We start from the raw sequence: 15,990 nt of genomic DNA, 5'->3' as shown, positions 1-15,990 counted from the left end.
AATCCTCCCACAGAATGTATTGATGCAGTAATTTGGCCGCTTCGTCAGTGTTGGTTAACATCATCTAACTCGTCACCGGCCACTTATTACGAACGATATATAGGGACATTCACGATTCAAATCTAACATTCGACAAAGTTTCACCGGAGCGAAGCAAAAAGCCTCGTCCCAGACAGGAGGCCCCAGAAGGAGGAGGAGGAGGAGGAGGAGGAGGAGGAGGCGCAAAAAAGTAATACTATTCAAAGATAATGCGAGGACTGGTCATCAAGCGCGACAGCGGCTGGAATCCTTCCGATCTCAGTCGTGTGCCAGCCGGGAGGCTCAAATGAGGGGCACGAATTTATTTCCAACCATTGATCAGGGATCTCGAACGATAACTGTACTGCTTCAGTAGTAGCACCGATGAAAACCTTGTCAGCAAAGTTGGGGCGGCATTTCGTCAACCCGCAACATTCAATCTGCAGTCACGGGCTCATCGCTGGTCATGAGTAGGTGGTCACATGTATTCTTCGGCTATTTTGCGTCAAACGCATAAGGCGCTGATCGTTCAATTCACCGAATTGCAGAATTTACGTAGTCGCGTGTTGATGGCCGAGCAGCGCTTGCTTGGTCCAATGCGAAGGGTCCGTCGGCGGAGAGCAGCCGAGAGGCGGCCGGTCGGTCGGAGGCACGGACCCGGCCGGTAGCGTCAAGAAGAACCGCGTTGCACACTGGGCTGCGCGCGAGCCGATCGTGCTTGCCCGACCCGGGTTCGACCTGATAAGTCCCCCTCCTATTTCAAATCGGAAGTAGTGGGGACGGCTTCCATGGAGAAGGACGACTGGGCATCCGCGACCACGGCCGAGCTGTGGCGGCTTTACGATGAGGTGACGACTGTTCTTAGTCGGAGAATGATCGCGGAAAAAGCCAAGCTCGAAGAACGGCTTCGCAGGATTGAGGGAACTGCCGGGGCCCCGAACGCGGAGCGTGCGCGCCGTCCCTACCCCCCAGTGCTGCCGAAGTACCGGAACCCGAAGGACCCATCCGAAACGTGGTCCGGTCGCGGTAAGCAGCCCCGATGGCTGAAAGCGCAGCTTCGAGCCGGCAAGAAGCTGACCGATCTACTGATCAACCGCCCATCCGGACAAAGCCGGCGCCGGACCGGCTGAGCACCACGGCCCTATCCCGACGCCGCGCGCCGAGACGATGCCCTTTGCCGTGGGCGGCTTACTCCGCGGTTGGGGCCATCCTTGCCGCCAGGAGGCCGCAGCCCATTGACCACAATGCCGAACTGCACGGGGCCGGCAACGACGGCCATGGTGGGGATCTCGCCGCTGCCGGTCCACCGATGAGCAGTAAGCCCGATCCACGGGAGCGCGGCGCCAAGGGAAAGGAAATGGCGATCCACATCGCGCTCGCCCGGTAACGATTACGCCCCTTTCCCGTCGATCGTCGCCCACAGCTGATGACTGCTCGGCATTTGTACGCGAAGCCAACGATAGGGGACTCGCGACCAGAGCTTGATCTCTGGGGCGAGATTGTCGAGCACGAGATCCCCGCTCCGGGTGCGGACGAGCAGCACCAAATGATGTTCTCCGGAACTGACGATCACCTCGCTCAGTAGCAAAGCCCGCGCCGGCCAGCCACGCCGAAGCAGTTCGTGACGTTTGCTTACAGCGTAGTCGTTGCAATCCCCGCGATCGGGATTGACGCTCCACGCCTCGCCGGCCAAGCCGAGGTCGTTGGGCACCGGCACAATGGCCAGATTGACCGCGCGGTTGACCTCCAAGAGATCCGCCCACCGCTCCTCGGTCAGCCGGACCGGGCCGCCCCGGAAGCCTCGCCGCGAGCGGCATTCGGCCTCATAGCGCAGGCAGAACATCGTGTACGTCAGAGGCGGGAGCGTGGGCCGTCCGAGTTCGATGCGCCCTAGCGCTGCTTGAGAAGTCATGGGCATTGCCAGGCGTCCTGCGCCCGCCCATGGAGTACCTCCGGCCATCAAGGCGACCGCTACAACCAACACAGAGCCGGAGACTCGATACATCTGCCGATCCCCTTGCGAACACCACTGAGGTTCGGATCCAGCCGCAGCCAGCCATGGCCAGAACTGCGCGATTAATCGCTCCATTTAAATGTATTAAATTTTATATAATTATCAAGCAAAATAGCAGCGAGATTAAATAATCCAATTTCGGAAGAAAAGTTGGGCCTGCCAGTGGATAAGCAGGTTCAAATGCGCGTCGGTTACTTCTCTCCGAGAGCGCTGCTGCCCTTCGGCTATGCCGTCTGTCAGCGACGGTGGCGTTCGTGTCGCGAGCGTCGCGCTGTTATCGGGCGGGCGGCGCCGAAGGAGCGCTGGCTCCAACTTCGTCCCCTCATAGTTCAGGCGACAATCGTAGCGATGACTTCGCTCGCCAAGCGAATGGCTGCAATGAGCAGACATTTTTTTTGCGACAGGCAAACGCCGCACTCGGTCCGCGGTTATGCGCCGAATTTGTGCGCAGGGCGCGGACGCGAGTCGAAATCACCAGCACCATTGCTTCTCGCGCAGGACGTCGCCTGACAGAAGCCTGCGATGGAGCCTTGGAATCGGGGGCAATCCGAACGCGCGGATTGGACGTTCAAGTCCTTTTTCTTCCAGAAACTTAGTGAACCGTACTTCGGCATCACAGAATCAACCGCTTCAGGCTCTCGCGATGATCGACGCACTCTATTTTTGAAAGGATGATGGCGCGTCACCAGCCATCAGGGCCGGATTGTCACCCTCCAATACGAATGCGACTTTGCAGCGAATTCCCCCAGGCAGCGCCAAACGCGGGTTCGGCAAGGCCAGACGCACCCCGAACGTTCCGCTGGCAGCGTCGAGGACGCGGTCGACAACGGTGACAGAGGCAATATAGACGCCCCCGATGGGCAGCTCCGGTCGCACCTTGGCTCTGCTGTCGGCACGGATTTGACCAAAATATGCGGTGGGCACGAACACTTCGACCCTCAGCGGATCAATCTGTGCGAGGGTGAGGACTGGGCTCTGGTCATTTCGATATTCACCCGGAACGAGAAGCCGCTCGACCACCACACCGTCGATCGGGCTACGCAGCGCGCGTTGATTCAGAACCTCTTCGGCGTGCGCGACTTCCAAGCGTGCAAGCTCCTTGTTGAGTTGCGCCTCCTTGAGCTGCTGTTCGGCAACCTGCACCTCCGCTTCGGCTTCCTGGAGTGAAGCGAGTGGGCTGACGGACCTTGTATGAAGCTCTTTCAGACGCTCATGTTTTTGACGTAGGAACTGCGCGCGGGCTTCGGCTGACCTCACGGGGGCATCATTGGTCGCGCGGGCCCGCGCGAGCGCCAGCGTTGCGGCCTCGACTCCATCTTCGATCTTGCCAATGATTTGGCCCTGCCGAACGATGTCGCCGCGATCAACATCGAGGCGCGCGATCATGCCGACTGCCGGGCTCGCCAGCTTGACGGTTTGTTGCGGCTCGATCACGCAATTGAATTCTCGCTCCCCCGCCGAGATTTCTGGGGTCTCTGCCCTTGCACCGGAACCGGCAAGCAAGATCCCCACAGGCAGGGATAAGCACAACACGATGTAGTTCATCCGCCGAGCTCTGCCGGCAATTCCCTCAATCGGACGCATCATGCGAGTTCCCATCGAATTCCGCTGTCGCCCTGTTGTATATAATATTAATTGGATTTAATAAGCTTAAAATGACATAACTTGAAAATAATATTGTCCAATGAATTGGTGCAAGATGGCGGGCCCCCTCCGACAGCACCACCAAGTCATTGGTCGGCGCTTTTTTTGGACGGCACATGTCTGAGCCCGACTTGACAGCAAGCGGGGGCCCCGCCCCACAATTGCGGCGGGTGCCCGCAGATGCCACGACGTCGCCGCACTGGCAAGGATTGCTCAACGCGGGAAACGAAGCGACATTTGTTTCGGCATGGTTGGCGTTGCAATGCAGCCGTATTGCCGGCGTGTCAGCGGGCCTGTTGCTCATGCGGCGGGTTGATTCCACTGCGCCGTCATTATCGGTAACGTGGCCGCCTCGGGATGTGGACACCAGCGATCTCAAGCGCCTGGCCGAAACCGCCTACGCGGAGCGCCGATTGATCGTTGCTCCCGGTCGCGTCGGTCCTGATTCCAGGCCCGCGCAACCTGTGGCCCTGATAGTCGCCCTGCCGCTGGGCACTGCGAACGAGCCGATTGCGGCTGTGGCCATCGCATTGACGACGACGGCCGCCAAGCCCCAGGTCACCCCGGCCGTCGTCGCTGAGCAATTGCGCTGGGGTGCGGGCTGGCTCGAGGCATTGCCCTGGGCCAGGCACACTAAGGATCTCTCGTCTGATGTAACGCGAGCCGCATCGTGCCTCGACCTCCTCGTCACAGTGAACGCGCAGCCGCGGCTGAGCGGTATGGCAATCGCGGTGGTCAATGAGCTGGCAACCCGACTGCGGTGCGAGCGCGCATCGCTGGGCATTATCGGTCGGAATGGCACAATCCGCCTGCGCGCGGTTTCGTTCTCGGCCAGCTTCAAACGCGAGAGCCGCCTCGTCAATGCGATCGAGAGCGCAATGGAAGAGGCGATCGAGCAGCGTGGGTGCGTCGCTTATCCGCCATTGCCGAGGATCGGACGTGTCGTGAGCATCGCCCATCGGGCACTGGCGGAGGAAGCAAAAGCGTCCGGCTCGTCGACGATGTCAGCTGTACTGGTCGGCCCCCATGGAGAACCGACCGGCGCTCTCACCTTCGAACGTCACCGCGCCGAGCCCTTTACGGACGACGCGCTGAAGTTGGTGGAGGGGATCGCGGCGCTGCTGGGACCTCAGATCGGATTGCATCTGCGGGCGAACCGGCTGTTGGGCGGACGTGTGGTTGACGGTATCGGTGACGGATGCGCGGCACTGTTCGGCGCACGGCGGCCGACCCTCAAGCTCTGCGTCGGCGGTGTCATGGTGCTTGCGCTGACCCTGGTCTTTGCGAAAGGCGAGCACCGCGTCACCGCGAAATCGGTGCTTGAGGCCGAAGTGCAGCGCGCAGCTGTGGCTCCGTTCGACGGATTTGTTCGAGCGGCCCCGACACGGGCTGGCGACACGGTGCGGCAGGGCGACCTTCTCGCCCAGCTTGAGGACCGGGATTTCGTTCTCGATCGGTTGAAGTGGCGAGCCGAACTCGACAAGCTGCTTCAGCGCGATCGCGAGGCGCTCGCCAAGCACAATCGCAACGGCCTCGTGGTGCTGGAACCGCAGATCCGGCAGGCGGAGGCGCAGTTGGCACTCGCCGAAGAGAAGCTGGCGCGCACCCGGATCCTCGCTCCATTCGACGGTGTCGTCGTCTCCGGCGACCTGAGCCAGATGCTCGGCTCTCCCGTGGAGAAGGGAAAGGCGCTGTTCGAGGTGGCGCCACTCAATTCCTATCGCTTGATCGTTCAGGTCGACGAACGTGACGTTCGCTTCGTGGCGGTCGGGCAAAGCGGCACCGTCGCGCTCGCAGGCAGGCCCGGCGAACCGGTGCCGATGACCCTGAGCAAGATCACGCCGGTTACGCTCGCCGAGGAAGGACGCAATGCTTTTCGGATCGAGGCCCGCCTCTCGGAAGCGGGCCTTGCATTGCGTCCCGGGATGGAAGGCGTTGCAAAGATCAATTCCGGACGACGCTCGCTTGCGTGGATATGGATGCATCCTGTCATCGATTGGCTGCGCCTCGCCGCGTGGAAGTACCTGCCGTGAGAGGGGCGATATGACCGCGGCCCCGTTTCTAAGCTCTTCCTGGTATCGCGTCGCGCAACGCAGGCCGAAGCTTCGCGACCACACCTCGGTCTACCGACATCGGTATCGGGGCTGCATTTGGTACGTCGTGCAGGATCATGCGACCGGCCGCATGCACCGCTTGTCGCCTGCCGGCTACATGATCGTGGCGGCGATGGACGGCGTGCGAACGGTTGACCAGATCTGGCAAGAGATCGGATCCGTTCTTGCAGAGGAGGCGCCGAGCCAAAGCGACGCCATCCAATTGTTGGCCGAACTCAGCGCTTACGACCTGTTACAAACCGACGTGACTCCGGATGCAAGCGCGCTGGTCGCACGTGCAGCGAAAGCAAAACGATCCAGGTGGCTCGGCAACGTGCTCTACCCGCTGGCCCTGCGGATTCCGCTCTGGCATCCGATCAGGTTTTTCGAGCGTACGCGGCCGCTTGCAGAATGGTTATTCGGTTTGCCGGGTGCCGTGCTGTGGCTACTGGTGGTGTTGCCGGCGCCTCTACTCGCCGCACAACACTGGCAGGAACTAACAGCCGACGCCTCCGACCGAATCTTAGCCACCGACAACCTTCTGTCGCTCGTGCTGGTGTATCTCCTGCTCAAGACGTTGCATGAATTTGGACACGGATTTGCGGTCACGGCGTTCGGGGGAACAGTACCCGAATTCGGAATCATGATCCTGGTGTTCGCCCCGTTGCCCTATGTCGACGCTTCTGCCGCATCGGCATTCCGCAGCAAGTGGAGGCGCGCTCTTGTCGGCGCGGCCGGAATGATTGTCGAAGTATTCTTCGCTGCGCTCGCGCTCTACGTATGGCTTACCGTGGAGGCTGGACTTGTCCGCGCGCTCGCATTCGACGCGCTGGCCGTGGCCGGTGTCTCGACCCTTGTATACAACGGCAATCCACTCCTGCGATATGACGGCTACTACATTCTCGCGGATCTGCTGGAAATCCCGAACCTGGCGCTGCGCGCTACCCGGTACTGGACCTACCTTGTCAATCGCTACGCGTTTCGCGCGGATGGATCGAAGGATTTCGTAGCCACGACTGGCGAACGAATCTGGTTCGTTCTTTACGCACCGGCTGCTTTCCTTTACCGCCAGGTCGTGATGCTCGCGATCGCCGTGTTCGTCGCCTCGCAGTATCTCGCCCTCGGCGTCTCGATCGCGGTCTGGAGCCTCCTGACAGGTGTTGCGCTTCCGATCGGCAAGGCACTGTGGTTCGTGCTCGCGAGCCCGAGCCTTCACCGCAATCGCGCCCGCGTCGTGACGGCGACCTTCGGCACGATCCTGGCCACTGGGTTGATGCTTTTCCTAATTCCGATCCCTTCTTACACCACGACGGAAGGCGTCGTCTGGTTGCCGGAGAATGCAATCGTGCGCGCGAGAACCGACGGCTTCGCGCGCGCACTTCTGGTCCAACCGGGCATGAACGTCACAGCCGGAGAAGCGCTGGTCGAAAGCGAGGAATCAACACTCCAGGCCGAACTCTCAATTCTCCGCGCACGCGTCGCCGAACTCGAGACGAGGCTTGCCACCGAGCGCTTTACCGACCGCGCGAGCGCGGAGATCACCACGATGGAATTGGGGCAGGCACGCGCCGAGCTCGCGACCGCGATCGATCGCGCCGAGCGCCTCATCGTGCACAGCCGCAGCGATGGCACCTTTGCCGTTATGAAACCACAGGATCTGCCTGGACGCTTCCTGCGCGAAGGGCAACAGATCGGCTACGTACTTACTCCCGGTTCACGCATCGTTCGCGCAACAATCCGTCAGGACGACATCGACCTTGTTCGCCATCGGCTGCAGAGCGCCGAAGTTAAACTCGCAGAGCGCCCTGACGAGACGTTGCCCGTTGAGTCCATTCGCGAAATACCGGCAGGCCGTGACGTCCTCCCCAGCAGGGCTTTGGGGGGTGCCGGCGGCGGCGCTTTCTCCGTCGATCCTGGCGATCCCGAAGGCGTAAAGACGCTGCAACGCGTCTTCCAAATCGATCTTGTGCTGCCCGAAAATGCACCGGCAGCCACCGCGTTCGGCGGTCGCGCCTACATCCGCTTCAACTTCGACTGGGAGCCGCCGGGCCGGCAGATCTGGCGCCGTCTACGACAATTATTGCTGTCTCAGCTGCAGGTCTGAGGGCATCCGTATGCTCAAGCGCAAACGAAACTTCGCCAGTTTGACCTCGGTGGCGGTGGACGCACCCTATGCGGAGCAAGCCGCTCGCCGAGAGATTGCACTCGATGCTACCCTGCTCGACGCTTGGGGCCGGGTCTTGCCCTTCCTGCAGCCGGCCCTCGCGCGTGACCGCCTCGGCCGCTTTGTCCGGTTGGTCGGTGATCTGGAACCGCAGTTCGCTGTCCTGACGAACCGACGTTTGCGCGAAACCGCGGAGGAGCTGCGCGCATCATTGCTGTCGACTCCCCCCTACTCGCATCAAATGGCGCGTTCGTTTGCGCTTGTGCGCGAGGCGACGCGTCGTTACGTCGGGATGCGTCTCTTTCCGGTACAATTGCTCGGCGGCGCCGCCATGATGGGAGGCGCGGTCGCCGAAATGGAAACCGGTGAAGGCAAGACTTTGACGGCGCTGCTGCCGGCGATCACCGCCGCACTCATGGGACGTCCGGTTCATATCATCACGGTCAACGATTATCTCGCGCGCCGCGACGCCGAGCAGCTCGCACCTATCTACAATGCGCTCGATCTCACGGTCGGGCTCGTCGAGCACGGGCAGTCGCGGCAAGAGCGGCAAAGAGCCTACGCAAGTGACGTCACCTATTGTACCAACAAGGAGCTTGTGTTCGACTATCTCCGCGATCGGCTCGCGCTCGGCTCGCGCCGTGCCCGTTCTCGGCTTTCTCTCGACACAATATTCAACAGCAGACTTGCTAGCCACCATCAATCACCGCTCTTGCGCGGTCTGCATTTCGCGATCGTGGACGAGGCTGACAGCGTTCTAATCGATGAGGCCCGCGTGCCATTGATCCTCTCCGGAACGCAAGAAGGACCCGAGAACGCCGGGGGCCTGCACGAGACCGCACTAGATCTCGCTCGACGCCTGGTGCCCGGCGACGACTTTCATGTGCGCGCAAACGAGAAGTCGGTGCGGCTGACCACCCGCGGCGAGAGCCGGATCGCTCAGCTCGCTGCAGGACTACCAGGACTATGGGCAATCCGGCGCGCCCGCGAAGAACTCGTGCAGCATGCGCTTGCCGCCCTTCGTCTCTACCGACGCGATGTCCAGTATATCGTCGCTGATGACAAGGTACAGATCGTCGACGAGTATACCGGACGCATCATGCCGGACCGCTCGTGGGAAGGCGGCATTCACCAGCTCATCGAAGCCAAGGAACATTGCACCATCACGGAGCGACGCACGACCCTTGCGCAAATAACCTATCAGCGCTTCTTTCGGCGCTACATGCATCTTTGTGGCATGTCCGGGACTGCGGTCGAGCCGGCAGGGGAACTGTACAGCACCTATGGCCTCCGCGTTGTACGCATCCCAACAAACCGGCCATTGCGACGAACGAATGCCGGCACACGCTTGTTTCCGACGGCCAACCTCAAATGGGACGCCGTGGTCGATTCAGTTCACGACATCGTTCGCAAAGGTCGCGCCGTGCTCGTCGGGACCCGCTCGGTTGAAGCATCTGAACAAATTTCGCAGTTGCTTGGCAGATCGGGACTCGAGGCCGTGGTTCTTAACGCGCGACAGGATCACGCAGAGGCCGAGATCATTGCGGGCGCCGGTCAACCGGGCCGCATTACCGTCGCTACCAACATGGCCGGCCGCGGCACCGACATACAACTTCATCCTGCGGTCCGGAGCCGAGGCGGCTTGCATGTCATCCTGACCGAATATCACGAGTCCCGCCGCATCGACCGCCAACTCTTTGGGCGCGCCGGCCGCCAGGGTGATCCCGGTAGCTACGAAACGATCGTCGCGCTCGATGATGAGCTTTTCAGACGCTTTATGAACCCGAAGCTTCTTCGGTTGCTGGGTAAACGATCGAAACGGACACAGCCAATTCAAGGAACATTAGGACGCGCATTACGCAGCTATGGCCAACACGCGGCCGAGCGCCTTCACGGGCAAGCCAGACGAACCGCCCTCGCCGAAGATCTTCGTGTCAACAGAATTCTCAGCTTCGCCGGGACTGAATAATGGTTCGCTTTATGCGAACTACTTCCCCAGGAAATTCCCGCAATTTCACCCACCCGACGCATACACAAATATATTATTTATATTTTGATTAATAAATCCGTAGCCAGGCCGTCGCGTTGTGCTATTAATCGGCAAATTAATTTACCCATTATCCGGCTCCATTATCCAGCAGCGATTTCGGTTCTGGCATTCGGAGACAACGATGTCGGGTTCCCGGGGCCTTTTCAGCCATCTGGCGCGACGGATTGCTCACGGCAGCGCAAGGAGCGATCGCAAGACGATCGTCGATGGCAAACGCGATGCTAGCCATTCGCCGCTGATCTTCGAGACGCTCGAACCGCGCCTGCTGCTGGCCGCAGACCCGCTGGGCATCACGGCCGGCTACGCCTTCAACGAGGCCTCGGGCACCACGACGGCAGATGCGTCGGGTCACGGTATCGTCGGCACGCTCACGAACGGTCCGACTTTCACAACCGGACGATACGGCAATGCGGTCGCACTCGATGGCGTGAATGACTTCGTCAATCTCGGCAATCCGACTGCGCTGCAATTCACGGGCAGCATGACCGTCGGTGCGTGGGTTTACGTCAGTGCGTTCCCCTCCGATGATGCCGCGGTCGTGTCCAAGCGCACCTCGGGCGAGTCCGGATATCAGCTCGATATCACCGCCGATACCGGTCCCCGCACCATCGGATTCAAGCTCACCAACAGTGCCGGCCAGCCGATGTTCCGCTATGGCGCGACGCCGCTGCAACTCAACACATGGTACCACATCGCCGGCGTCTACGACGCTGCGAACCAGACCATGGACGTGTACCTCAATGGCACGCTCGACAACGGTCAGTTGGTCGGCACCGTCACGAATTCCCAGCAGAATTCGACCGCCAATGTGAACATCGGCCGCCGGGCCGGCGGTACCGGCTTCGAATTCCCCGGCCGCATCGATGACGTGCGCATCGCCGACCACGCGCTTACGCAGGCGCAGATCCAGACCGACATGGCAACGCCTCTCGCCGGAACAGCGGACACGACGCCTCCAACCGTGTCCCTCACGCCTCCGGCCCCGATCGTATCCGGAACGGTGAGTCTTGCAGCGAGCGCGTCGGACAATGTTGGCGTTATCGGCGTCAAGTTCCTGCTGGACGGCAACACCCTGATCGGTACGGAGGATACCACCTCGCCGTACGGTGTCTCATGGACCACGACCACGGCATCGAACGGCTCTCATGTGCTGACCGCGCAGGCACGCGATGCCGCCAACAACGTAACCACTTCGACGGCGGTCAACGTTACGGTCGACAATCAAGCACCGACGGGCACGGTGACGATCAACGGCGGTGCCGCTGCGACCAATAGCACTTCGGTCACACTGACGCTCACCGCGACCGATGCCGTGACCTCCGTCAAGCAAATGCGCTTCTCCAACAATGGGAATTCGTATTCGACGGCGGAAGCTTTCGCCCCGACCAAGGCATGGACATTGTCGAACGCAGCGGGCACCAAAACGGTCTATGTCCAGTTCATGGACGCCGCGGGCAACTGGTCGGCGGTGGCGACCGACACCATCGTGCTCGACACAACCGCACCAACGATCTCCGGGCAGACAGCAACGAACATTACCAGCAGCACCGCACGAGTCACGTGGACGACGAATGAGGCCGCCACTTCGCGGGTCGAGTATGGGCTCACGACCAGTTACGGATCGTCGACGACGCTTGATGCGACCCTGGTGACGGCACACAGCGTTGCGCTAACCGGTCTTGCTCCCAACACCACTTACAATTACCGCGTCCGTTCGATCGACGCCGCCGGGAACGAAAGGATCGGCTCAAACGCCACCTTCACGACGACTGCCACCCAGGACACCACGCCGCCATCGACTCCTACGGGCCTAGTGGCGACCGCGGCTTCGACAACGCAGATCAATCTTTCGTGGAACGCCTCGACCGACAACGTTGCGGTCACCGGCTATCAGGTCTTCCGCAATGGTGCGCAAGTCGGCACCCCGACGACGACCACGTTCAGCGATACCGGCTTGTCGCCGGGCACATCCTACACTTATACCGTGCAGGCGAGGGACGCCGCGGCGAACCTCTCCGGACAATCCGCGCCGGCCAGCGCCACAACGCTGACGCCTGACACGACATTACCCACGGCCACGATCACAGGGCCGACGGGATCAACGACCGTTTCAGGTACGATCACGATCAGTGCCAATGCGTCCGACAATGCCGGGGTGGCGGGCGTGACCTTCCTGGTGGACAATATCGCGGTCGGCGGGGGCGAAGACCTGACATCACCCTACAGCGTCAGCTGGGACACGACGACGGTCGCGAATGGTGTCCACACGATCACGGCGCGCGCACGGGATACCTCCGGGAACACCGGCGATTCGCTGCCCGTCAGCATCACGGTGTCAAACACTCAAACACCGGGTCTGGTCGCTGCCTATTCCTTCGATGAAGGATCCGGAACGACTGCGGGCGATTCCTCAGGACAGTCGAACCTAGCGACACTCAACAACGGCGTTGCCTGGGTGGCCGGCAAGCATGGCCAGGCCGCGAGCTTTGACGGAGTGAATGACTACATTTCTATTCCAAACTCTGCTTCAACCAACATCTCCGGTAGTGCCCTTACATTATCGATGTGGATCAATCCCCAGCCGCTCGCGAGCGGCGATTCCGTCGTTATCGGGAAGTTCTGGAATACGACTATGTCGTCGCCCTACTACCAGTATGGGCTGGAACTGCACGGCGGCAATCAGACCGATTTCTATATTGGAACATCCAGTGGCGCGCTCGTCGCCGCCGGAGGAACCACTTTGCCATTCAACCAGTGGTCCTACCTCGCCATCACTTTTGATGGTGCGCAAGTCAACACCTATATCAACGGAACCCTCGTCAACACGCAAGCGTTGTCAGCAACTATCACGGCGCGCGGAAATCCCATGCGCATCGGCGCGGATGCCTCGACCGCGCAATTCTACAAGGGAGCGCTCGACGATCTGCGGATATACAACCGCGCGCTGACTTCTGCCCAAGTGCAATCGGACATGACGACGCCTGTCGGCAACCCGACCGCTGGATCACCGCAGGTCTTGATAAATTCTCCAATCAATGGAGCGCAAGTTAGCGGCATCGTCAACGTGACTGCAGATGCAACGGACGATACCGGCATCGCCAATGTGCAGTTCTATATCGACAATGTGGCAACCGGCTCTCCCGATACGACCAATCCTTACGCTCTTGCGTGGGATACGCGCACGGCAAGCAATGGCGCGCACACCGTCACTGCGATGGCGACCGACATAGACGGCCATGCGACATTGTCTGCACCGATAACAGTCAACGTGGCGAACAGCAGCTTTTTCCAGAACGACGTCCTGGCGACGGGATTCAATCTGCCAACCGCGATCAAATTCCTGCCCGACGGCCGCATGCTGGTGGTGGAACTTGCGGGCACGATCAAGATATTGCCGCCGCCCTATACCACGCCCGATCCAACGCCTTTCCTGCAGCTCACCAACATCGGCTCGGCGGGCGTACAGCAAGGCATCTATGACATTGCACTCGACCCCAACTTCAACACCAATCATTACTACTACATCTTCTATACGCTGGGCACACCGAACGTGGATCGCTTCTCGCGCTTCACGGCGAACGCAACGCTGACGGGCACCGTCGCCGGCAGCGAGTTCGTCATCTATCAGGATACCGAAATTGCCAATGCCGAGCACCACGGCGGCGCAATCAACTTTAGCAACGACGGCAAGATCCTGCTCACGACTGGGGAGCATTTCCAGGCCGGCGAAGCGCAAGACCTCACGAAGCCGCGCGGCAAGATCCTTCGGTACAATATGGACGGCACCGTTCCCACGGACAATCCGTTCTATGACGGCAACGGACCGAACTACGATGCGGTATGGGCGCTTGGTCTGCGCAATCCCTTCCGCGCCTACTACGACGCGCCCACAGGAAGGTTAATTATTGGCGATGTTGGCGGGAACGTCTACTCAACTGCGATCGAAGAAATCGACATCGGAGCGAAAGGCGCCAATTACGGCTGGCCGAATGTAGAAACTCCGAACGGCGATCCCGCGTACACTGCACCGGCTTACTACTATCCGCACAATGGCCGCGACGCGGCAGTCGTGGCCGGGTTTGTCTATCACGGCACGCAATTCCCAAGCAGCTATCAGGGCAGCTTCTTTTTCGCGGACTACACCCAGAACTGGATCAAACGATTGACGTTCGACGCCAACGGAAACGTCACCGGCGTCTTCAATTTCGAGCCACCCGACGGCTCGGCAGATGGCCCCTACGGCGACATTGTCTATTTGACCGAAGGCCCCGATGGCGCGCTCTACTATGTCGATCTCGGCTATTCCGATATCAGTGCTACATTCGGCGTAAGCAAAATCCGCCGCATCGAGTTCATTCAATCGGATCTGCCCCCGGTAGCGACGGCTTCGGCATCACCAACGAACGGACCCAGCCCGCTCACCGTCAACTTCTCCAGCAACGGTTCATCCGATCCGGAAGGAAAGCCTCTCACCTATTCGTGGAACTTCGGTGACGGCGTGACTTCCACCGCGGCCAACCCGTCACACACATATACGGTCGCGGGCCCGTATCAGGCCCGGCTGACGGTCTCCGACGGAGTCAATTCCACGCTATCGACCCCAATCGCAATCAGCGTCGGCAACAGTCCCGTTGTCAGCCTCCTTGCGCCAACCGATGGCGCGATCTTCAGGGCGGGCGACGTGATCACGTTCAGCGGCACCGCGACCGATGCCGAAGACGGTACACTCCCCGCAAGTGCTTACACCTGGAATATCGACTTCCTCCATGAAGGCCATGTTCATCCCGGGACTCCCATCACCGGCGTGACGAGCGGCACGTTCACGATTCCGACCAGCGGTCACGACTTCAGCGGATTCACGCGGTATCGAATAACGCTGACCGTAACCGATTCCAGCGGGCTGCAATCGAGCCAATCCGTCACCATTTTCCCCGACAAGGTCAATCTAAACTTCGCCACGGCGCCGAGCGGACTCACGTTGTATCTGGACGGCATCGCGCACGCGACACCTTTCACTTACGATACGCTCATCGGCTTCAATCACGAAATCGAAGCCCGCAACACGACGGTCGGAACGACTACCTACAACTTCGCCTCGTGGTCGGATGGCGGCACTCAGGACCACATTATCGTCGTTCCCGTTGGCGGTGCTACCTACACTGCCACGTACAATGCAGTCACGGCGCCGGCACCATTGGCATTCGTCCAGGCGATTTCCGCCACCCCGCAAACCAACCAGACCCAGGTATCTGTCTCCTACACGAACGCGCAGACGACAGGGAATACGAACATCCTCGTGATCGGATGGAATAACACGACATCGAATATCACGTCCGTCACGGACTCGGCCGGCAATGTCTATCAGCTCGCCGTTCCGACAGCGCGAGGCAGCGGCATCAGCCAGGCCATCTACTACGCCCCGAACATCAAGCAAGCCGCCGCCGGCGCCAACACCGTGACAGTGACCTTCAACACTGCGACTCAGTACGTGGACATTCGCGCTCTGGAGTACAGCGGTCTCTCTCTCATCAATCCGTTCGATATCGGGGCCTCGGCGGCCGGCACCAGCAGCTCAGCCAGCACCGGGGCCGTTACGATCTCCACCGCGCATGAGCTCATTTTTGCCGCCGGCACGACGACGGGTGGTTTTACTGCGGCAGGCACCGGGTTTACCACGCGTGTCATTACCACGCCCGATCTGGATATTGCCGAGGACCGGTTCGTAACCGCGACGGGTAGCTACAGTGCGACCGCATCTCTCCAGGGCTCTGCGGCATGGGTGATGCAGGTCGCGACCTTCAAGGCCGCGGGTTAGCCTGGATGCCGCGGTCCCAAGACCTTGTGTGCAGCTAGCCGACGCGCCAACGCTATAGCCCAGTCGGCAGCTCTGGAATTTGCATTCGTTGGGCGTCGGATGAGTGACGAACAATATCGGTCAGCTGGCGATTGCTCGGGAGCTGGCGGCGCCGAGAGATGCATCCGTTCGCGGATCATCCTTGCCGACTGA

7 protein-coding genes are annotated in these 15,990 nt (G+C 60.5%); 5 read left to right on the top strand and 2 right to left on the bottom strand.

What is annotated here, in order from left to right:
* Positions 1-806: 806 nt before the first annotated feature.
* Positions 807-1,148, top strand: coding sequence for an H-NS histone family protein (locus AAE027_RS10315; protein ID WP_091878262.1), 342 nt, complete (start codon positions 807-809; stop codon positions 1,146-1,148).
* A gap of 260 nt (positions 1,149-1,408) precedes the next feature.
* On the opposite strand, the gene AAE027_RS10310 is transcribed toward AAE027_RS10315, so the two are convergent.
* Both AAE027_RS10310 and AAE027_RS10305 read right to left on the bottom strand, forming a co-directional pair.
* Positions 1,409-1,936: a transglutaminase-like cysteine peptidase gene (locus tag AAE027_RS10310; RefSeq protein ID WP_370987669.1), complete on the bottom strand. Its 528-nt coding sequence runs from the start codon at positions 1,934-1,936 to the stop codon at positions 1,409-1,411.
* A 753-nt stretch (positions 1,937-2,689) separates the two neighbouring features.
* On the bottom strand, positions 2,690-3,577 hold the full coding sequence (locus AAE027_RS10305; protein ID WP_370987668.1) for an efflux RND transporter periplasmic adaptor subunit: 888 nt from the start codon (positions 3,575-3,577) through the stop codon (positions 2,690-2,692).
* 215 nt (positions 3,578-3,792) lie between these two features.
* On the opposite strand from AAE027_RS10305, the gene AAE027_RS10300 reads away from it, so the two are divergent.
* The 4 genes from AAE027_RS10300 to AAE027_RS10285 all read left to right on the top strand — a co-directional run bounded on the left by AAE027_RS10300 (position 3,793) and on the right by AAE027_RS10285 (position 15,798).
* On the top strand, positions 3,793-5,709 hold the full coding sequence (locus AAE027_RS10300; protein ID WP_370987667.1) for an efflux RND transporter periplasmic adaptor subunit: 1,917 nt from the start codon (positions 3,793-3,795) through the stop codon (positions 5,707-5,709).
* A 10-nt stretch (positions 5,710-5,719) separates the two neighbouring features.
* On the top strand, positions 5,720-7,873 hold the full coding sequence (locus AAE027_RS10295; RefSeq protein WP_370987666.1) for a PqqD family peptide modification chaperone: 2,154 nt from the start codon (positions 5,720-5,722) through the stop codon (positions 7,871-7,873).
* Positions 7,874-7,883: 10 nt separating this feature from the next.
* On the top strand, positions 7,884-9,902 hold the full coding sequence (locus tag AAE027_RS10290; protein ID WP_370987665.1) for a preprotein translocase subunit SecA: 2,019 nt from the start codon (positions 7,884-7,886) through the stop codon (positions 9,900-9,902).
* Between the two features lie 202 nt (positions 9,903-10,104).
* Positions 10,105-15,798, top strand: coding sequence for a LamG-like jellyroll fold domain-containing protein (locus tag AAE027_RS10285; RefSeq protein ID WP_370987664.1), 5,694 nt, complete (start codon positions 10,105-10,107; stop codon positions 15,796-15,798).
* Positions 15,799-15,990: the final 192 nt, after the last annotated feature.

It is taken from the genome of Bradyrhizobium sp. DN3 (assembly GCF_041357655.1).
In the GTDB taxonomy this organism is placed as follows: Bacteria; Pseudomonadota; Alphaproteobacteria; order Rhizobiales; family Xanthobacteraceae; genus Bradyrhizobium.
Note: the sequence above shows the minus strand (reverse complement) of the source record. Positions and strands in the feature narration are given on the sequence as shown.

Excerpts from the sequence above, each read along its gene's own strand:
- AAE027_RS10315 (WP_091878262.1), top strand. The coding sequence starts at position 807 with ATGGAGAAGGACGACTGGGCATCCGCGACCACGGCCGAGCTGTGGCGG.
- AAE027_RS10310 (WP_370987669.1), bottom strand. The coding sequence starts at position 1,936 with ATGCCCATGACTTCTCAAGCAGCGCTAGGGCGCATCGAACTCGGACGG.
- AAE027_RS10305 (WP_370987668.1), bottom strand. The coding sequence starts at position 3,577 with ATGAACTACATCGTGTTGTGCTTATCCCTGCCTGTGGGGATCTTGCTT.
- AAE027_RS10300 (WP_370987667.1), top strand. The coding sequence starts at position 3,793 with ATGTCTGAGCCCGACTTGACAGCAAGCGGGGGCCCCGCCCCACAATTG.
- AAE027_RS10295 (WP_370987666.1), top strand. The coding sequence starts at position 5,720 with ATGACCGCGGCCCCGTTTCTAAGCTCTTCCTGGTATCGCGTCGCGCAA.
- AAE027_RS10290 (WP_370987665.1), top strand. The coding sequence starts at position 7,884 with ATGCTCAAGCGCAAACGAAACTTCGCCAGTTTGACCTCGGTGGCGGTG.
- AAE027_RS10285 (WP_370987664.1), top strand. The coding sequence starts at position 10,105 with ATGTCGGGTTCCCGGGGCCTTTTCAGCCATCTGGCGCGACGGATTGCT.